This window comes from Marinobacter maritimus (assembly GCF_007671675.1).
Taxonomy (GTDB): Bacteria; Pseudomonadota; Gammaproteobacteria; order Pseudomonadales; family Oleiphilaceae; genus Marinobacter; species Marinobacter maritimus.
The window spans coordinates 187,621-208,078 of sequence record NZ_VCGW01000005.1 but is presented as its reverse complement, the minus strand read 5'-3'; the positions used below and the strand labels follow the sequence as shown (position 1 = coordinate 208,078).

The following is a 20,458-nucleotide window of genomic DNA, read 5'->3' as shown; positions in this document are numbered from 1 at the left end:
CCCGTCCGATCTTATATTGCTTTTGCAGCCTGCCTTCTATGAATTGCAGGCCAGAGAAATCTGGAGACAGTCAATGCGTACCAACCAGCCCCAAACGATCTACCTGAGCGAATACAAAGTTCCTGCATACCTTGTGGATACCGTCGACCTTCGTTTCGAGCTTTTTGAAGAGGGTGCAAGGGTGCATAGCACGCTTGCCGTGCGCCGGAATCCAGAGTCCACCGAGGGGGCCGCCTCTTTAAGGCTGGACGGCGACAGCCTGAAGCTTGAGCGTGTTGCACTGAATGGTGAAGAGCTGGTTGAGGGTGATGACTTTGAAGAGATTGGCGGGCAACTTGTTATTACCAATGTGCCTGCCCAGTTCACGTTAACGGTCGTGACCTGGATTGAGCCCCAGAACAACACCCGCCTTGAGGGTCTGTATAAATCCTCGGGTATGTTTTGTACCCAGTGTGAAGCAGAAGGCTTCCGCTGTATTACTTATTTCCCGGATCGGCCAGATGTGATGGCTCGGTACCGCACTCGTATCGAGGCGGATAAGCTCAGTTGCCCGGTGTTGCTGTCCAACGGCAACGATGTAGAGAGAGGTGATCTTGAGAATGGTCGCCACTTCGTCACTTGGGAAGATCCGTTCCCTAAACCAAGCTATCTTTTTGCTCTGGTGGCAGGCGATCTCGTGGAAAAACAGGATACATTCAAAACCTGTTCCGGCCGGGACATCGATTTGCGCATCTACGTTGAGCCCCGGAACGCGGCCAAATGCGAACATGCCATGGATTCCCTCAAGCGCTCCATGCGCTGGGATGAGGAAACCTATGGTCGCGAATACGATCTCGACATCTTCATGATTGTCGCCGTGGACGACTTCAACATGGGCGCCATGGAAAACAAGGGTCTGAACATTTTCAATTCCTCCTGCGTTCTCGCCAGCCAGGAGACTGCCACAGACCTCGCGTTCCAGCGTATTGAGGCCATTGTTGCCCATGAGTACTTTCACAATTGGTCCGGCAACCGGGTAACGTGCCGGGACTGGTTTCAGCTGAGCCTTAAAGAAGGGTTTACCGTCTTCCGGGATTCCACCTTCTCGGCGGATATGGGCTCACCAACGGTGAAGCGTATTGAAGACGTGACACTCCTTCGCACTGCGCAATTTGCTGAAGATGCCGGCCCCATGGCGCACCCGGTTCGTCCGGCCTCGTATATGGAAATTACGAACTTTTATACCCTCACCATCTATGAAAAGGGTGCAGAAGTCGTGCGCATGATTCACACCCTGCTTGGTCCGGACATGTTCCGTAAAGGCAGCAATCTGTACTTCGAGCGCCACGATGGGCAGGCCGTAACCACCGATGATTTTGTAAAGGCGATGGAAGATGCGTCCGGCCGCGATCTTACACAGTTCCGCTTGTGGTACGACCAGGCGGGCACGCCGGTGCTGGCGGTATCCGACGATTATGATGCAGAGCGGGGTATATACAGCCTGAGGATTCAACAATCTGTTCCGGATACGCCAGGCCAGACCGGCAAAAAACCTCAACACATTCCGTTTGCGCTGGGTCTGTTGGGCGCTGCTGGTGAGGCTTTGCCTCTTTTGCTTGAAAGTGGCGACAAAGCCGCGGGCGCGCCAACCGAGCGCGTTCTTGAGCTGACTGACGCAAGCCATACCTTCGAGTTCCACGGCCTGGCTCAGAGGCCAGTGCCCTCGCTGCTGCGCCACTTTTCTGCGCCTGTGAGGGTGATCTATCCCTGGAGCCGCGAACAGCTGGTGTTTTTGATGAGCCACGATCTAGACGGTTTTAATCGCTGGGATGCTGGTCAACGCCTCGCTGTTGATGTGATTCAGTCGCTGGTTGGCTTCTCTGATGACGCTGGAGTTGAACCCCGTCTTGTGCAGGCATACCGTGCCTTGCTCGGCGACCTGGCACTTGATCAGGCGTTGGTGGACAAAATGCTGCAGTTGCCTTCTGAGGCCTACCTGATTGAGTTGGCGGCCAGCCCCGATGTTGCAGCCATTCACCGCGCCCGTGAGCAAGTATTCCATCACTTGGCGACGTCGTTGCGAGAGGAGCTGATCGCCTGTTATCACCGGAATTCGGAAGCCGGTACTTACGAGGTTACACCCGAGTCAATTGCCCGCCGAAGCCTGAGAAACACCGCGTTGGCGTGGCTGTTGATGATCAGCGACGACACCGGGCGCGATCTGGCTCTGCAGCAGCTCCGTGATGCGGATAACATGACCGATCGCATGGGCGCGCTGCGTGCTTTGGTCAACTCCGATTACGCGGCTGAGCGTAGTAAGGCGCTGGAGGACTTCTATGAGCGGTTCCAGGATGATCCTCAAGTAGTCGAGCAATGGTTTGCGGTTCAATCGTCCAGCGATCGTGCAGGTCAGTTGCCTCAGATTCACGCTCTGCTTACGCACCCGGCATTTGACTGGAAAAACCCCAACAAAATACGCTCTGTCGTTGGTGTATTTGCCGGCCAGAATCTGGCTGCGTTTCATAACCCGGACGGCTCAGGCTATGCGTTCTTGGCAGATCAGGTGTGCCGCCTGGATGACAGTAATCCACAGATTGCGGCTCGACTGGTGAGCCCACTTACGCGCTGGAAAAAGTTTGCGCCAGCGTACAGCTCACTGATGCGGTCGGCTCTGGAGCGAGTTCGGGACAAGTCCGGGCTTTCTGCTGATTTGTATGAGGTGGTGCATAAAAGCCTGGGAGGCTGACAGCCTGTAACAAAATCGCACTTTCGGTCGATAGACAACCTTGACGAATCGGTTAGTCTGACGGAGAACCTGGCTCTCCGTCAGTTAATAATAAAAGCCTTCTCACAGGCATCCAGTCGAATTCAGGGTTATACAATGAACTATAAAAAGAGTGTGATACTCGGAGGGTTGTTCGCCCTCTCGATAGCATCCGCCTCTTCCTGGGCAGCGGTTTCTTCAGGTGAAGCTTCACGTCTCGGCCGGGATCTTACGCCGTTTGGCTCGATCAAAGCCGGAAACGATTCAGGTACTGTTCCGGCCTGGACCGGGGGGCTTACTGAGCCTCCCGCCGGCTATGAGGGTGCAGGTCAACACCACATCAATCCGTTTCCGACTGACGAGGTGCTGTTCACAATCAATGCCGCCAACAAAGACCAGTATGCGGAGCATCTCACGGATGGCGTTCGTGCCATGCTTGATACATACCCCACCAGCTTCCGTTTACCGGTTTACCAATCCCGTCGCACCCACGCCGTTCCCGATTGGGTGGCCGAGAATACCCGTGAGAATGCTGTAAGCGCAGAAATTGTCGGCAAGGGCGAGGGGTTGAAGGGTGCCTATGGTGGTTATCCCTTCCCGATTCTTAGCGGGAATAATGAGCAAAAAGCATGGCAGGTGATCTGGAACCATCTGACACGTTGGCGTGGTGTTTCAGGCACTCGTCGGTCCAGTGAAGTGGCTGTGCAGAGCAATGGCGACTATTCGCTGGTTACCTCTCAGCAGGAGGTTTTTTTCAATTTTTACAGTCCCGACGGCAGTGAAGATGATCTGGATAACATCATTTTCTATTATCTCTCGTTTACCCAGTCTCCGCCTCGCCTTGCGGGGGGAGCCATTCTTATCCATGAAACCCTGAATCAAATCATCAATCCGAGGAATGGCTGGGGCTACAACGCTGGGCAGCGACGTGTGCGCCGGGCGCCAAACCTGGGTTATGATTCGCCGATTGCGGCTGCGGACAACCTCCGGACAGCAGACGACACAGACATCTTCAACGGTGCTCTGGATCGTTATAACTGGACGTATGAAGGCTTGAAGGAAATCTACGTTCCCTACAACAATTACCTTATCGGCGAAAAAGGCACGCCTTATTCCGAAATTCTTGGTATCTCTCACCTGAACCCGGAGCTGACTCGCTGGGAACTCCATCGGGTGCACGTGGTGGAAGCCACGTTAAAAGGGAGCGAGCGTCACATCTATCATAAGCGCCGTTTTTACGTAGATGAAGACAGCTGGAACACAATTCTGCTTGATCAGTATGACGGCCGTGGTGAGTTGTGGCGCGTTACCATGGGTATCGCCAAAAATTATTATGAACTTCCGGGTGTGTGGACCGTTCTTGACGTCTATCATGATTTACAGGCGCGTCGTTATCACGTACTAGGTCTGGATACGGAAGAGCCCAATACCCGGGTCTTCACTGAAGATGTTCCAAACAAACGTTATTTTTCTCCGGCCTCCCTGCGTCGCAGAAGTGTCCGCTAAGGCAGGCATCTAACAGTAGTGGGCTTAAAAATAGCCGTCCGGCGGCTGACATACCGGTAACCGATGGTGCCGGTACGTTTTGTTATTGCCGGCACTGCTGGCCAGGGACAAACAGTTAAAACAACATAAGATAGGCAATCTGAATGGCTATAAGGTTGACGTGCAAAACTCTGGGGGCAGCGTGCCTTGGGCTTTCCATGGTCTGGTCCGCACCGGCAGCGTTTGCGCTTGCGGATATCATTGAAACTCCGGCCCGACAAACTGACCTGGCTCCCGAAAAGCTTCTTAACGATGCAGTGCGTACGGGTGAACGCATCGTCGCCGTCGGGGAGAGGGGGCACATCATTTACTCTGACGATGACGGGCAAACCTGGGGGCAGGGTAGTGTTCCGGTTTCTGTGACGTTGACGGCTGTAAGTTTTGGGTCAGAAACTCATGGTTGGGCCGTCGGGCACAGCGGGGTTGTACTTTATACCGAAGATGCCGGGGAAAACTGGAGTTTGCAGTTAACCGGCGTTGATGCCGCCAAGTTGGCAATTGCCAGCAGGGAAGACCAGATTGCAGCCATGGAAGAGCGCATTGCAGAGGCGCCCGAAGACGAAAAAGGCGATCTGGAGTGGGCACTGGATGATCTGTTTTTTACCATGGAAAACATGCAGGCAGATCTCGATGTTGGTCCGGTAAACCCGCTGCTGGGTGTTTGGTTTGAGAACGACCAACACGGTTTTGTGGTGGGTGCCTACGGCATGATCCTGCGCACAAAAGACGGTGGTGAAACCTGGAAAGACTGGTCGTCACAGATTGAAAACGCACAGAATTTCCACCTTAACAATATCGCCCGTATAACCGGCGGTGGGCTTGTGATTGTTGGCGAAGCCGGGCAAATTCACGTGTCTGTGGATGGCGGGGATACATGGGAGCGACGGGAAAGCCCTTATGAAGGTTCGCTTTTCGGTGTGATTGGGACAGGCCAGGTCAACGAAATTCTGGCATTTGGTTTACGTGGAAACATGCTGTTTTCTACCGATCTGGGAAAAAGTTGGCGCATGGTCCCGAACAGTGCAGGCGCCACACTTAATGACGGGTCTGTGGCTGATGACGGCCGGATAACCCTGGTAGGCAATGGCGGAACGGTGCTCATGAGTGGCAATGGTGCTGAATCATTCCGGGAATATTTCCGCGATGACCGAGCAGGTGTCATGAGTGTGGTTCCGGTTTCTGGAACCAACCTTCTTATCGTGGGTGAAGGCGGCGTAAAAATTACAGACGCTCGCGGAAAGAACCTTCAATAACGCCCTGATGTGGCAACAACCGAAAAATAATAGAGGGGCTTTTGAATGTCCAACCCGAACCATGACAAGGGTGAGCACTACCTGACGACGCCCAAGGCAGAGCCGTTTCTGGAGCGTCTGATTTTTAACAATCGGGTCGTTATCCTTATCGGCTTTCTGCTGCTGACGGCGTTTCTGGGCTATAACGCTGTAAAAATCCAGCCGGATGCCAGCTTTGAGCGAATGATTCCGCTTGAGCATCCATACGTTATCAATATGCTCGATCACCGTAATGACCTGGAAAACCTTGGCAACTTTGTGCGTATTGCCGTGGAGACCAAAACCGGTGATATTTTCTCGCCTGAGTACATGGAGACGCTCAAGCAGATCACCGATGAGGTTTTCTATCTTGATGGTGTTGATCGCTCTGGCCTGAAAACCCTGTGGACATCAAACGTTCGTTGGGTGGAAGTAACCGAGCAGGGCTTCCAGGGCGGTACGGTCATTCCGGACGGCTATGATGGCTCTCCAGCAAGTCTGGAGAAGTTGCGTCAGAACATTCTTCGTTCCAACGAGGTAGGGCGACTGGTTTCTGACAACTTCAAATCCACGATTGTGTACGCTCCGCTTTATGAAAAGAACCCGGAGACCGGCGAGCCATTGGACTACGGCACTTTTTCCCGGCAGCTGGAAGAGAAAATCCGGGATAAATATGAAGCCCAAAATCCTAATATCAAAATTCACATTGTTGGTTTCGCGAAAAAGGTCGGCGACCTGATTGAGGGCATCGGTTCTATCGCCTGGTTTGCGGGCATTACGATTCTGCTGACGACTCTGTTGTTGTTCTGGTACTCCCGATGCATTACCGGCACGCTAGTGCCTGTATTTACCTCCATTGTTGCGGTCTTCCTGCAGTTGGGTGCACTAAGGCTGCTGGGCTATGGATTGGACCCCTACTCGGTATTGGTGCCTTTCCTGGTCTTCGCGATTGGTATCAGCCACGGCGTACAAATTGTTAACGCCATGGCGGTCGAAGCCGGGAAAGGTTTTGACGCGGAAACCGCTGCCCGCCTCGCATTCCGCGCTTTGTATATTCCCGGCATGCTGGCGCTGATCTCTGATGCGTTCGGTTTCCTAACGCTATTCTTTATCGAGATCGACGTTATCCGGGATCTGGCCATAGCGGCTGGTTTAGGTGTGGCCTTCGTTATCCTCACCAATCTGGTGCTTCATGTCCTGATTATGTCCTACCTCGGTATTTCCAAGGGTGGTGTTAGTCATGTGCAGAATCTGGGTGAGAAGCAGGATCGCAAATGGCGTTTGATGTCCTACTTTGCGCATCCCGGGATTGCACCGATTTCGCTGCTTATTGCCGTGATCGGATTGGGCCTCGGTCTTTACTACAAGCAGGGTCTGAAGGTAGGGGATCTTGACCAGGGCGCGCCGGAGCTTCGTGCCGACTCGCGCTACAATCTGGATAACGCCTATATCATTGATAACTACTCCACCAGTGCGGATGTGCTGGTTGTGATGGTTAAAACGCCTGAAGAGCAATGTACTCAGTACAACGTTTTGCGGGCTATGGATTCCTTGCAGTGGGAGCTGCAGAACACGCCAGGCGTTCAATCCTCGGCCTCGCTTGCAGACGTTTCCAAAATCGTAACCAAAGCGCTGAATGAGGGTAACTGGAAGTGGTATGAGATTTCCCGCAACCAGACCATTATTAACGCTTCCATCCGGGAAGCCCCGACTGGCCTTATTAACACCAACTGTAGCCTGACTCCGGTGCTTGTGTTCCTCGAGGACCACAAGGCTGAAACGCTGGAAACTGTGGTCGAGAGGGTTGAAGTGTTTGCCGAGGCTAACAGTGATGAAAATCACACGTTCCTGCTGGCGGCAGGTAATGCCGGTGTTGAAGCGGCAACCAATGAGGTTATCGCCAACGCCAAGGATATGATGCTTATTCTGGTTTACAGTGTGGTGAGCCTTCTTTGCTTTGCGACGTTCCGTTCCGTTCGGGCCGTGCTGTGTATCGTAATCCCTCTTGGTCTGACGTCGATCCTGTGCGAAGCGATCATGGCGGTATCGGGTATCGGCATCAAGGTGGCAACTCTTCCGGTTATAGCGCTTGGCGTCGGTATTGGTGTCGATTACGGCATTTATATCTACAGCAAGCTGGAAAAATATCTACTGGAAGGCAAAACGCTTCAGGACGCCTATTTCGAGACCCTTCGTTCAACGGGTAAAGCTGTCATGTTTACCGGCGTAACGCTTGGGCTCGGTGTAGTGACCTGGATTTTCTCACCCATCAAGTTCCAGGCAGATATGGGCTTCCTGCTGTTCTTCATGTTCCTCTGGAATATGGTTGGAGCAATCTGGCTGTTGCCGGCGCTTGCGCGGTTCTTGCTGCGGCCGGATCAGATGGTTGCCAAAGCACGGGCTGCTAAATAGAATCTGCAGTCAGTGACAAAAAAGCCCGCATTGCGGGTTTTTTTGTTTCTTACTCAATTGGTTAGCGACCTACTCCATACTTTATTTATCGTGTGAAGTGGTCTATGTTCTACTATGAGGGCGATGCATGCCCGCTTGCTCAGGCGGGCAGTTGATTACAACGATGAAAATAAGGAATTATTCACATGACACTGAAACTTAAAGCCTCCGCATTTGCAGTTGCTGCGGTGGTCAGCCTGGGTGCTGCCTCTACCGCTGTTTCCGCACAGGAACAACGCTTTGTTACTATCGGAACCGGTGGTGTTACCGGTGTTTACTATCCTGCAGGTGGAGCTATTTGCCGCTTGGTCAACATGGACCGTAAGGAACACGGGATCCGTTGCTCTGTAGAGAGTACGGGCGGCTCCGTTTACAACCTGAATGCAATTCGACAGGGCGAGCTCGATCTCGCAGTTGCCCAGTCTGACTGGCAATACCACGCCTACAATGGCACCAGCCAGTTCAAGGACGACGGCGCCAACGAGAAGCTGCGAGCCGTGTTCTCTCTGCACCCCGAGCCGTTCACCGTAGTAGCCAGCAAAGGTTCAGGCATCAAGAACTTTGAAGACCTCGCCGGCAAGCGGGTCTCTGTGGGTAACCCGGGTTCTGGCCAGCGCGCTACTGCCGAAGTGCTCATGGATGAAATGGGCTGGACCATGGACAAATTCTCTCTGGCTGCCGAGCTGAAGGCTGCAGAGCAATCGCAGGCTTTGTGCGATGGCAACATTGATGCCTTCTTCTACACCGTGGGCCATCCATCCGGTGCCATCAAGGAAGCGACGACTTCTTGCGACAGCGTTCTTGTAAACGTCAATAATGAGTCGGCCAAAAAACTGATCGATGACAACCCTTACTACCGGAAAGCGGTCATTCCTGGAGGCATGTACCGGGGTTCCGACAACGACGTGACCACTTTTGGTGTGGCAGCGACGTTTGTATCGTCTACCGATGTGCCCGACGAAGTGGTATACGAAGTGGTCAAGGCCGTGTTTGAGAACTTTGACAGCTTCAAGCGTCTGCACCCGGCTTTCGCCAACCTGAAGAAAGAAGAGATGGTGTCTGATGCCTTGAGTGCGCCATTGCACCCCGGCGCAGCCAAGTACTACAAGGAAGCTGGACTGACCAAGTAAGTCCATACCCCGCCGCCGGCGCATCCCTCGGTGCCCGGCGGTCATTTCGCTTTTCCATTATTCATTAACAGGATCATGCTATGACCGATAGCGAACCGAAAGGCGGGGGTGCCATCGACCAACAGGGCGTGGAACAATTCCTTCAAACCGAAACCGGGGGAAGGGCGGCCACTGGGTCGGCCGCCATTATTCTTTTCACGGTGCCTTTACTGTGGTCTCTTTTTCAGCTTTGGATAGCCTCTCCGCTGCCCTTTATTCTGGAATTCGGCGTCTTCAATTCTACTGAAGCCCGCTCTATTCATCTTGCGTTTGCCTCTTTTTTAGCGTTTTCTGCATTCCCCATGTTCAAGGGTCGGCACACCAATCACGTGCCTGTTTACGACTGGATCCTGGCTCTGGGTGCGGCGTTTACCGCCTCTTATTTGTATGTATTCTATGACCAGCTGGCAACTCGTCCTGGCGCACCCGAAACCCAGGACCTGATTGTCGCCCTGACGGGGCTGGTGTTACTTTTGGAAGCCACAAGACGCTCATTGGGCCTGCCGCTTGCGGTAGTCGCTGCGGTGTTTGTCATTTACGCCCTGGGCGGGCCCTTCATGCCAGAGGTTATTGCCCACAAGGGTGCGAGCCTGAGCAAGCTGGCTTCGCATATGTGGCTTGGCACTGAAGGCGTATTTGGTGTGGCGCTTGGTGTGTCCACCAGTTTTGTATTCCTGTTTGTGCTGTTCGGTGCCTTGCTGGAGCGTGCTGGTGCAGGTAATTACTTTATTAAAGTCGCCTACGCCATGCTTGGTCACATGCGCGGCGGCCCTGCCAAAGCTGCCGTGGTGGCCAGTGGCCTTAGTGGCATTATTTCCGGTTCTTCTATCGCCAACGTTGTCACCACCGGCACTTTCACCATCCCGCTCATGAAGAAAGTAGGTTTTCCGGCAACGAAAGCCGGCGCCGTGGAAGTCGCAGCCTCGACCAATGGTCAGCTGACACCGCCGATCATGGGTGCCGCCGCGTTTTTGATGGTCGAATACGTCGGTATCTCGTACCTCGAAGTGATCAAGCACGCCATTTTGCCGGCGATGATTTCCTACGTGGCGCTGATTTACATCGTGCACCTGGAAGCTTGCAAGATGAACATGAAAGGCGTTGAGCGGCTCAACAAGCCGACTCTGGCGCAGCGCATGCTGGTGTGGGTGATGCTTCTGCTGGGGCTGAGTGCGCTTACCTTGGCAGTATACTATGGCATTGGCTGGACGAAAGACGTGTTCGGCAGCGCGGCCATATGGGTGCTTACGCCGCTAATGGTGGCGATCTACATTGCGCTTGTCGGTTACGGTTCGCGCTTCCCGGATCTGGAGGAAGACGACCCGGACTCGCTCATGGACAAGCTGCCTCCGGTGGGGGATACGGTGAAAACGGGCCTGTATTTCCTGCTGCCCGTGGTGGCTCTGGTGTGGTGCCTCACAGTAGAGCGTTTCTCGCCGCAGCTGTCGGCCTTCTGGGCGACGGTGTTTATGGTATTTATCATCGTCACCCAGCGTCCTCTGAAAGCCTTCTTCAAAAACAGCGGTAATTACGTGAGCAGTCTGAAGCAAGGCGGAGCAGACCTGACTCATTCCCTGGTTACCGGCGCCCGCAACATGGTGGGCATTGGTGTCGCGACCGCCACCGCCGGTATTGTAGTGGGTACGGTTACGCTGACAGGCATAGGTCTGGTGATGACTCAGTTTGTTGAGTTTATCTCCGGCGGTAACCTGCTGTTGATGTTGGGCTTCACCGCCATTATCAGCCTGATACTGGGCATGGGTCTGCCAACGACTGCCAACTACATTGTGGTGTCTACTCTGATGGCGCCGGTCATCGTCACCCTGGGCGCAGAAAACGGTCTGCTGGTGCCATTGATTGCGGTACATCTGTTTGTGTTCTATTTCGGTATCCTGGCGGATGACACGCCACCGGTGGGTCTGGCGGCCTATGCGGCAGCTGCGATTTCGGGGGCTGACCCGATACGAACGGGTATTCAGGGTTTCACCTACGATATACGAACCGCCATTCTGCCATTCATGTTCATCTTCAATACCCAGTTGTTGTTGATCGGGCTGACCGGCTGGTTCGACTTGCTGGTCACGGTGTTCAGTGCGGTAACCGCCATGCTGGTTTTCTCCGCTGCAACTCAGGGTTTCTGGTTTACCAAAACCCGCTGGTGGGAAACCATCGGTTTGTTGCTGATTACCTTCACCCTGTTTCGCCCGGGTTTCTGGTGGGATGAAATCTACCCGCCTACCAATGACCGGCCCGGCGTGGAGCTGCTGCAACATGTGGATGAGGTGGCGGCCGACCAGCCCATCGTTCTTCAGGCCTCGGGTATGTCGTTGTCTGGCGACGACACTTCGAAGTATCTGCAGTTGCCGCTGCCAGCGGGCGATACGCCTGAGCAGCGGTTGGCCGCAGCCGGCCTGGAAGTTTCTGAGGCAGGTGAGGTAATGAACGTCGAGTTCGTAAACTTTGGCAGTGATGCGGAAAAAGCCGGGCTGAGCTTTGGCTGGACCATCGATACGGTGCAGGTAGCGAATCCGCGACCGCCGAAAGAACTGATGTTCATTCCGGCACTGCTGTTGCTTGGCTTGCTTGCTTACTTGCAGTTGCGGCGCAGGGCCGGTGAGCCCGAACGGCCGGACTTTGTGCCCTCGCGTTAGGCGGCGGGCACGGACATCGGTTCAGGCAAAACGCTAAGCAAAACCCGGCATTAACCCGCCGGGTTTTTTTCTGTTAAACTCCCTCCCTTCTTTGGCACCGCGGTTTGTATCGCGGCGGCTATTAACACAAGTGGTCTTTGGTATAGATCACCGCTGAGGTCTCTCTAGAGCATTCTCTAGAACAATCGCCAGGAGCGCACCATGCCCGTAGTAACCCTGCCTGATGGCAGTCATCGCAGTTTTGCCGAACCCGTTAGCGTACACGATGTCGCCGCCGATATTGGCGCCGGTCTGGCCAAGGCCGCACTGGCCGGTAAGGTCGATGGCAGCCTGGTCGACACCAGCCATATGATCGAACATGACGCAGATCTCGCCATTATCACAGAGCGCGACGCTGACGGCCTTGAGGTTATTCGCCATTCTACGGCCCACCTGCTGGCCATGGCTGTCAAAGAGCTGTTTCCGGAAGCCCAGGTCACCATCGGACCAGTGGTAGATGACGGTTTTTACTACGACTTCAAATACGACCGCCCCTTTACCAATGAAGACTTGGCGCGTATTGAAAAGCGCATGGCGGAATTGGCCAAGCAGGATCTGCCGGTTTCCCGCTCGGTGATGTCCCGAAACGAAGCCGTTGCACTGTTCACTGAAATGGGTGAAGAGTACAAAGTTCGCATTATTGAAGACATTCCCGGCGAGGAGGATCTGTCGTTTTACCGTCAGGGTGATTTTATCGATCTGTGCCGCGGCCCGCACGTGCCGAGCACGGGTAAAATGAAGGCTTTCAAACTCACCAAGGTTGCCGGGGCCTACTGGCGTGGCGATACCGGCAACGAACAGTTGCAGCGGGTATACGGCACTGCCTGGGCCAGCAAGAAGGATCTGAAAGCCTACTTGCATCGCATCGAAGAAGCCGAAAAGCGTGACCATCGCAAAGTGGGCAAGAAGCTAGGCCTGTTTCATATGCAGGAAGAAGCTCCGGGCATGGTGTTCTGGCATCCGGATGGCTGGACTGTGTATCAGGAGATTGAGCAGTACATGCGCGATATCCTGCGCCGCCACGGGTACCAGGAAATAAAGACACCTCAGATTGTCTCCCGCGTGCTCTGGGAAAAATCCGGCCATTGGGACAAGTTCAAAGAGGGCATGTTCACCACTGAGTCAGAAAAACATGACTTCGCCATTAAGCCGATGAATTGCCCGTGCCATATCCAGGTGTTCAATCAAGGCCTGAAAAGCTACAAGGACTTGCCGCTGCGGTTGGCGGAATTCGGTTCCTGTCACCGCAATGAGGCTTCCGGTGCGTTGCACGGGTTAATGCGGGTGCGTGGTTTTACCCAGGATGACGCCCACATCTTCTGTGAGGAAGACGCGATTCAGAAGGAAGTGTCCAGGTTTATTGACCTGCTGCATGAGGTCTACAAGGATTTTGGTTTTACCGAGATTTTGTACAAGCTGTCTACACGCCCGGAAAAGCGCGTGGGTTCTGATGAAGTTTGGGATAAATCCGAGGCTGCATTGGAAGAAGCGCTGAACCGTGAGGGCGTCGACTGGGAACTTTTACCGGGCGAAGGCGCTTTTTATGGACCGAAAATCGAGTTTTCTCTTAAGGATTGTATCGGTCGGGTATGGCAATGTGGCACCATTCAGGTAGATTTCTCAATGCCTGGTCGCTTGGGCGCGCAATACGTCGCTGACAATTCAGAGCGTAAAACGCCGGTCATGTTGCATCGCGCGGTTCTTGGTTCGTTCGAGAGGTTTATTGGTATTCTGATTGAGGAGTACGAGGGCGCGTTCCCGACCTGGCTGGCTCCGACTCAGGTGGCAATTCTCAACATTACCGATAATCAGCGTGATTATTGTCAGAATCTGGCGAAAAAGTTCGATTCTTTAGGCTTTAGGGTTAATGCTGACTTGAGAAACGAGAAGATCGGCTTTAAAATCCGCGAGCATACTATTAACAAAGTTCCCTACCTTGTCGTTGTCGGCGATAAAGAAGTCGAAAACAACGCCGTTGCGGTGAGAACCCGCAAAGGTGAAGATTTGGGAACCCTATCGCTCGAAGCGTTTGAACAACTTCTGAAGGAAGATGTTAAGCGTAAGGGCAGAATCAAGATGGAGAATTGACTATTAAACAGCGAACGAATCGGGGTGGGCGTACTCCAAAGGCGCCGATCAATGAGAATATTGATGCAACTGAAGTCCGCCTGATAGATGCCGAAGGCAATCAGGTTGGTGTGGTATCGATCGAAGACGCCCTCAAGATGGCAGAGGAGGCGACCCTGGATCTGGTACAGGTTACAGATTCTGACCCGATCGTCTGTAAAATAATGGACTATGGTAAAAAAGTCTTCGACGAGAAAAAGGCGAAGGCTGCTGCCAAGAAGAAACAGAAACAGACGCAAGTTAAAGAGCTTAAGTTCCGACCAGGAACTGAAGAAGGGGATTACCAGGTAAAACTACGCAACCTGGTACGTTTCCTTGAAGGCGGGGACCGCGGCAAAATCACTATCCGCTTCCGTGGCCGTGAGATGGCACACCAGGAAATTGGTATGAAGCTCATGGAACGCATTGAAGCAGATATTGACGCGCTGGCTCAGGTAGAAATGCGGCCAAAAATGGAAGGCCGCCAGATGACCATGATTGTGGCTCCCCGCAAAAAGAAGTGAATTTGACTCAATGATTTGTCCCCTGCTCAAAGCGGGGGATTTGTCGTTCAGGTTCACATTGATGCACTAAAAACAGAATGCGGAGTTTTAAAAAATGCCTAAAATGAAAACCAAAAGTGGAGCGGCCAAGCGGTTCAAGAAAACTGCTACCGGCTTCAAGCACAAGTCAGCCTTCACCAGTCACATCCTGACCAAGAAGACCCCCAAGCGTAAGCGTCAGTTGCGTGGTACTTCATTGGTCGCCAAATCTGATGTGGCTTCCGTAAAGCGTATGCTCGGTCAATAACGCAGCAATACACTCACAACGGTTTTAAGGTAGAAGGATTAAAGTATGGCTCGTGTTAAGCGTGGCGTGGTTGCACGTCGTCGTCATAAGAAGATTTTAAAGCAGGCCAAGGGTTACTACGGTGCTCGTAGCCGTGTGTTCCGCGTTGCCAAGCAAGCGGTTATCAAAGCCGGTCAGTACGCATATCGCGACCGTCGTAACCGTAAGCGTTCATTCCGCGCTCTGTGGATTGCACGTATCAACGCCGGTGCCCGAGCTAACGGTCTGTCATACAGCCGTTTGATCGCTGGTCTGAAAAAGGCAAACGTTGAGATCGATCGTAAGGTTCTGGCTGACCTGGCCATGAACGAGCAGCAGGCGTTTGCCGCTGTTGTTGATACAGCCAAAGCATCTCTCTGATCGCTTAGCTCTTTCATCGATTGCGAATCGATCCGGTGTCAGGCGCTTATCCATTAAGCGCAACAGACACTGTTTAATAGGGGAAGGGCACGCTCTTCCCCTATTTTTGTTTCAAGATTTCAATTTTTTGAAATTCTCACTTCTGGTTTGGAGCAGGGTCAATGGAAAACCTGGAGCAACTGGTTCAGGGCGGTTTGGCAGCAGTAGAACAAGCCGACAGCTTGCAGGCGCTTGATCAAATTCGTGTGGAATACCTCGGCAAGAAAGGCGTAATTACCCAGCAAGCGAAAACTCTGGGCAAGCTCTCTGCAGAGGAACGTCCCGCAGCCGGCCAGAAGATAAATGAGGCAAAAGGGCAGGTTGAGCAAGCAATTAATGCGCGGCGCAGTGACCTTGAGCGGATTGTCATTGAACAGAAGCTTGCCGGTGAATCCATAGACGTAAGCCTTCCTGGTCGCGGTCAGGATCTTGGTGGATTGCACCCGGTTACCCGAACCCTCCAGCGCATCGAAGACTTCTTTTCCCGTGCCGGCTACACCGTAGAGCAGGGACCGGAAATTGAAGATGACTACCACAACTTCGAAGCTCTCAACATTCCGGGCCACCATCCCGCCCGGGCTATGCATGATACCTTCTATTTTAATCCCGGCACCTTGCTGCGCACCCACACGTCCCCGGTGCAGATTCGCACCATGGAAGCCGGAAAACCCCCGTTTCGCATGATCTGCCCAGGGCGGGTCTATCGTTGTGATTCGGATATGACCCATACCCCGATGTTCCATCAGGTTGAAGGGTTGCTGGTCGAAAAAAATGTCAGTTTTGCCGATCTGAAAAGTACGGTAGAAGAGTTTCTTCGGGTGTTTTTTGAGCGCGACCTTCAAGTGCGCTTTCGTCCGTCCTATTTCCCGTTCACTGAGCCCTCCGCCGAGGTGGATATTGAGTGGGGTCGGGAAGCCGATGGCAGCATCAAATGGCTGGAAATTATGGGTTGCGGCATGGTGCACCCCAAGGTATTCGGGTATTGCGGCATTGATGCCGAGGAGTACCGGGGCTTTGCATTCGGTATGGGCGTAGAGCGTCTGGCCATGCTCCGTTATGGCGTGAACGACTTGCGGATGTTCTTTGAGAACGATCTGCGTTTTCTGCGTCAGTTCCGTTAATACGGCGCTTTATGGCATCCAAATCAAACGTCGAAACCGCATCAGAATAAGGCAATAACCATGAAATTCAGTGAGCAGTGGCTGCGCGAATGGGTTAACCCGGAAATCAGCTCTCAGGAGTTGATGGACCAGATCACAATGGCAGGACTGGAAGTCGATGGCTTCGAGCCTGTAGCCGGTAAATTTCAAGGGGTGGTGGTTGGAGAAGTGCTGTCTGCGGAGCCCCACCCGGACGCCGACAAACTCCGTGTGTGCCAGGTAAGTGATGGCAACCAGACCGTTCAGGTTGTGTGCGGTGCTCCGAACGTGCGTCAGGGTATCAAGGTGCCTTTTGCCGTGATTGGCGCAGTACTGCCCGGTGATTTCAAGATCCGGAAAGCAAAACTCCGTGGCCAGCCGTCTGAAGGAATGCTGTGTTCAGGATCAGAGCTGGGATTATCCGAAGACCATGACGGCATCATGGAGCTGCCTGGCGATGCACCGGTAGGGGTAGCGGTAAGTGATTATCTCAAGCTGAACGATGTTGCCATCGATGTGGATCTGACACCTAACCGCAGTGACTGCCTTTCTATCAAAGGTATTGCTCGTGAAGTTGGCGTTCTGAACAGTATCGTTCCCCAGGTGCCGCAGATCGACCCGGTTGAGGCTGTGCACTCTGAGGTGCCCGATATACGTATTGATGCTCCTGCGGGCTGTCCGCGTTACCTGGGCCGTATTCTTCGCAATGTGGATCTCCAGGCAGAGACACCCTTGTGGATGCAGGAAAAACTCCGGAGATCCGGCGTTCGTTCAATTGATGCGGCTGTGGATGTGACCAACTTCGTGATGCTGGAGCAGGGGCAGCCGCTGCACGCATTTGATCGCGATGAGATAAGCCAAGGCATTGTCGTGCGTATGGCACTTCCGGCAGAGAAGCTGGTGCTGCTGGACGGCCAGGAAGTTGAGCTGACGGAGCAGACGCTCGTTATCGCAGATCATGAAAAGCCCATTGCTATAGCCGGTATTATGGGTGGCGAGCATTCAGGTGTTAGCCCCAAAACACGCGATCTGGTACTTGAAGCAGCCTACTTCGACCCGATCACCCTCGCGGGCAAGGCTCGACACTACGGCTTGCATACGGATGCGTCGCACCGCTTTGAACGTGGTGTTGACTATGAACTTGCCCGTAACGCCATGGAGCGTGCAACCCGCTTGCTCATGGACATTGTAGGCGGCGAGCCTGGTGAAATTGTTGAGGTGGTCAGTGCTGAGCATCTGCCGAAAGAGCGCACCATTGATCTCCGTTCACAGCGTCTGGCCGATGTTCTGGGTCTCGACATCGACCGCACCAAAGTTGAAGAAATCCTGATTCGGCTTGGTTTGACCATCGGTAAATTGTTGAAGAACGGTTGGCGCATCAATGTCCCCAGCTTTCGCCCCGATATTTCCATTGAAGAAGACTTAATCGAAGAAGTGGGTCGAATCTACGGTTACAACAACCTGCCGGTTACCGAGCCGACTGGCTCCCTTGGTCTCAAAGCAAACGAAGAAGCTGTTCGCCCGGTTTCAGCGATACATGATTACTTTGTTTCCCATGGCTATCAGGAGGCGATCACCTACAGCTTTGTGGATCCGAAGGTGCAGGACCAGATAGATCCCGAGCATGAAGGCATTGCGCTGGCGAATCCGATTTCATCGGATCTGTCGGTGATGCGGACAAGCCTCTGGAGCGGTCTTCTGAAAACGGTTGCCCATAACCAGAACCGGCAGCAGTCACGCATTCGGTTGTTCGAAACAGGTTTGCGTTTCCTGCAGGATGATCAGCGCATTGACCAGCGGCCGATGTTGGCGGGCGTGGTAGTCGGGTCACAATACCCTGAAAATTGGGTAAACGGTCGCAGAACCGCGGACTTCTTTGATGTAAAAGGAGAGTTGGAAGGGCTGTTCAGTTTGCTGGGTATTGAAGTCGGGTTTGTGGGAAGCCGACATCCGGCTCTGCACCCGGGCCAGACAGCTGAACTCCTTCGGGATGGCGAACATGTCGGATGGCTGGGCACATTGCACCCGCAAGTTCAGAAAAATCTTGAACTTAATGGCACGATTCTGATGTTTGAGCTATCCTTGAATTCGATCATTACCGGATATGTGCCTAATTTCAAAGAAATTTCAAAATTTCCGGAAGTTCGCCGGGATTTGGCTATCATTATCAGTAGTGAAGTTGCGTTTGCCGATGTTGAGCGTGTAGCCCGAAAGCATGCCGGCGAGCGACTTACGGCGTTGCGTGCGTTTGATGTATACGAAGGAGAGAGCCTGGGTGAGGGCAACCGAAGCCTGGCGTTAAGTCTGTTCTGGCAGCATCCTGAGCGCACGTTGAATGAAGATGAGGTGCATTCGCTCTTCAACGGTGTCATCGACGCATTGAAGGAAGAGTTGGAGGCAACACTGAGGAGTTGAGAGATGGCGGCTTTGACGAAAGCGGAAATGGCGGAGCGCTTGTATGAGGAATTGGGCCTGAACAAACGCGAAGCCAAGGAAATGGTGGAAGCTTTTTTCGACGAGATCAGAGGCGCGCTCAGCCACAACGAACAGGTAAAACTGTCGGGTTTCGGGAACTTTGACCTGCGTGATAAAAAGCAGCGTCCTGGACGAAACCCGAAAACCGGTGAAGAGATTCCTATAAGCGCCCGACGTGTTGTTACGTTTCGCCCGGGACAGAAACTGAAACAGAAAGTAGAAGCGTATGTTGGAACCCAGTCATAACAACGAACTCCCCGCTATTCCCGGGAAGCGTTACTTCACGATCGGTGAGGTAGCGGATCTATGTGCAGTAAAAGCCCATGTGCTGCGCTATTGGGAGCAGGAATTCCCGCAGCTGTCCCCTGTAAAGCGCCGGGGTAACCGCCGGTATTATCAGCGTGCGGATGTCATTACCATCCGGCAGATACGCAGCTTGCTATACGAACAGGGATACACGATTGGTGGTGCCAAGCAGAAGCTTAGCAGCCATGAGGTGAAGGACGATACCACTCACTACAAGCAGCTTATTCGGCAGATGATATCCGAGCTGGAAGAGGTGCTGGATGTGCTCAACGCATCCGTAAAATAACCAGGCTCGCCAAACAAAAAAGCCGAAGTGATTCTCCATCACTTCGGCTTTTTTGTATCTGGCTTAACTTACTGCTTTTTGCAGGTTTTTATACCGAGCAGTGAATACGCTGGGCAGTTGCCCATCAGCGCAGTCGCCAAGAGCACAATGCCAATCCAGCCCCACGGTGTTTGTGGTCCGACAAACACCAGCCCCAGAAGTATAATTCCGACAAGGGCACGAATGATCCGGTCTGCAGAACCCATATTAACGCTCATGATCCGTTCTCCTGTGTTGGTACGAGGCTACGGTTGCTACTTTAGCGCTCACAGCGAGCCAGTTCAGTGATAAAGTCACACTGGTGTTGTCAGTATAAAAAGCACAGGGAAAGCTCATGTTGCGCCACAGTATTCTGGAAATCCTGCCTCCAGAGCTCCGAAAGGAGGCTGCTGAAAGTATTCAGGTTATGCGTTTTCCGCCCGGGAAAATCCTGTTTAGCGCGGGTGAGCATTGCAAAGGCCTGCCCCTGATGCTTAGTGGTGCCGTTAAAGTGCAGATGACAGGCATTTCCGGTAACAGCATCGTGTTGTACCGCATGGGCGCCGATGACATTTGTACCTTGTCGATTGGCTGCCTGATGACAGGCTATGGTTATCGGGCAGAGGCTTTTGTAGAAGAGGAGTCTGTAGCTGCTCTGGTTCCTCGAGGCCTGTTTGACCGGCTGATGGATCAGTCAGCTGCCTTTCGTCTGGGAATTATGGAATCGTATGGGCGTCGACTTGACGACCTTATGTTGCTGGTGGAAGAGGTGGCCTTTCGCCGAATGGATGAGCGCCTTGAGGAATGGTTAGCCGCGCGGTGCAGTCCTATCCATATCACTCATCAAGCGCTTGCAGTTGAGCTGGGAACCGCCAGAGAGGTTGTAAGCCGGTTGTTGAAAGAGCTTGAACGCAAGGGCAGGGTGCAATTGTCACGTGGTAGAATTGATGTGACGGGCTTGTAAGGCAATCGCCCCGGAGATCCTCTTTGGCGCTCCGGGGCGATTGGTTA

16 protein-coding genes are annotated in these 20,458 nt (G+C 53.3%); 15 read left to right on the top strand and 1 reads right to left on the bottom strand.

Annotated elements, in window-relative coordinates; genetic code table 11:
• The first annotated feature begins 73 nt into the window (after window positions 1–73).
• The 14 genes from pepN to FFI90_RS17390 all read left to right on the top strand — a co-directional run bounded on the left by pepN (window position 74) and on the right by FFI90_RS17390 (window position 19,429).
• Entirely contained in the window at window positions 74–2,725 is a 2,652-nt protein-coding gene (gene pepN / locus FFI90_RS17455) for an aminopeptidase N (protein WP_144779884.1), read from the top strand.
• A 135-nt stretch (window positions 2,726–2,860) separates the two neighbouring features.
• The gene (locus tag FFI90_RS17450) at window positions 2,861–4,249 is read left to right on the top strand and encodes a DUF1329 domain-containing protein (protein WP_144779882.1); all 1,389 of its coding nucleotides are present in this window, start codon (window positions 2,861–2,863) and stop codon (window positions 4,247–4,249) included.
• A gap of 143 nt (window positions 4,250–4,392) precedes the next feature.
• A complete protein-coding gene (locus FFI90_RS17445; RefSeq protein WP_144779880.1) occupies window positions 4,393–5,541 on the top strand; it encodes a WD40/YVTN/BNR-like repeat-containing protein in 1,149 nt (382 codons plus the stop codon).
• Between the two features lie 45 nt (window positions 5,542–5,586).
• A complete protein-coding gene (locus FFI90_RS17440; protein ID WP_144779877.1) occupies window positions 5,587–7,971 on the top strand; it encodes an efflux RND transporter permease subunit in 2,385 nt (794 codons plus the stop codon).
• Window positions 7,972–8,156: 185 nt separating this feature from the next.
• Window positions 8,157–9,140: a TAXI family TRAP transporter solute-binding subunit gene (locus FFI90_RS17435; protein WP_144779875.1), complete on the top strand. Its 984-nt coding sequence runs from the start codon at window positions 8,157–8,159 to the stop codon at window positions 9,138–9,140.
• Window positions 9,141–9,220: 80 nt separating this feature from the next.
• Window positions 9,221–11,830 carry a TRAP transporter permease gene (locus FFI90_RS17430; RefSeq protein ID WP_144779873.1) on the top strand — a complete coding sequence of 870 codons (2,610 nt, stop codon included), beginning with the start codon at window positions 9,221–9,223 and terminating at the stop codon, window positions 11,828–11,830.
• Between the two features lie 201 nt (window positions 11,831–12,031).
• Window positions 12,032–13,957 carry a threonine--tRNA ligase gene (thrS, locus tag FFI90_RS17425; protein ID WP_144779871.1) on the top strand — a complete coding sequence of 642 codons (1,926 nt, stop codon included), beginning with the start codon at window positions 12,032–12,034 and terminating at the stop codon, window positions 13,955–13,957.
• Window positions 13,954–14,499 (top strand): translation initiation factor IF-3, encoded by a 546-nt coding sequence (gene infC / locus FFI90_RS17420; RefSeq protein WP_186318013.1) that lies wholly within the window; start codon window positions 13,954–13,956, stop codon window positions 14,497–14,499. Before thrS ends, infC begins: the two co-directional genes overlap by 4 nt.
• A gap of 94 nt (window positions 14,500–14,593) precedes the next feature.
• Window positions 14,594–14,785 carry a 50S ribosomal protein L35 gene (gene rpmI, locus FFI90_RS17415; protein WP_144779869.1) on the top strand — a complete coding sequence of 64 codons (192 nt, stop codon included), beginning with the start codon at window positions 14,594–14,596 and terminating at the stop codon, window positions 14,783–14,785.
• Between the two features lie 45 nt (window positions 14,786–14,830).
• Window positions 14,831–15,184, top strand: a complete 354-nt coding sequence (gene rplT, locus FFI90_RS17410; RefSeq protein ID WP_144779867.1) for a 50S ribosomal protein L20 — start codon at window positions 14,831–14,833, stop codon at window positions 15,182–15,184.
• A gap of 161 nt (window positions 15,185–15,345) precedes the next feature.
• Entirely contained in the window at window positions 15,346–16,344 is a 999-nt protein-coding gene (gene pheS / locus FFI90_RS17405) for a phenylalanine--tRNA ligase subunit alpha (RefSeq protein ID WP_144779865.1), read from the top strand.
• Window positions 16,345–16,404: 60 nt separating this feature from the next.
• Window positions 16,405–18,777, top strand: coding sequence for a phenylalanine--tRNA ligase subunit beta (gene pheT, locus FFI90_RS17400; RefSeq protein WP_144779863.1), 2,373 nt, complete (start codon window positions 16,405–16,407; stop codon window positions 18,775–18,777).
• Window positions 18,778–18,780: 3 nt separating this feature from the next.
• Entirely contained in the window at window positions 18,781–19,083 is a 303-nt protein-coding gene (gene ihfA, locus FFI90_RS17395; RefSeq protein ID WP_071264800.1) for an integration host factor subunit alpha, read from the top strand.
• On the top strand, window positions 19,064–19,429 hold the full coding sequence (locus FFI90_RS17390) for a MerR family transcriptional regulator (protein WP_144779861.1): 366 nt from the start codon (window positions 19,064–19,066) through the stop codon (window positions 19,427–19,429). The genes ihfA and FFI90_RS17390 overlap by 20 nt, the downstream gene beginning before the upstream one ends.
• A 68-nt stretch (window positions 19,430–19,497) precedes the next feature.
• Here the strand turns inward: FFI90_RS17390 and FFI90_RS17385 are convergent, their stop codons facing one another.
• On the bottom strand, window positions 19,498–19,686 hold the full coding sequence (locus FFI90_RS17385; protein ID WP_144779859.1) for a YgaP family membrane protein: 189 nt from the start codon (window positions 19,684–19,686) through the stop codon (window positions 19,498–19,500).
• A gap of 116 nt (window positions 19,687–19,802) precedes the next feature.
• Between FFI90_RS17385 and FFI90_RS17380 the strand changes: the two genes are divergently transcribed.
• Window positions 19,803–20,411: a Crp/Fnr family transcriptional regulator gene (locus FFI90_RS17380; RefSeq protein ID WP_144779857.1), complete on the top strand. Its 609-nt coding sequence runs from the start codon at window positions 19,803–19,805 to the stop codon at window positions 20,409–20,411.
• Window positions 20,412–20,458 lie beyond the last annotated feature (47 nt).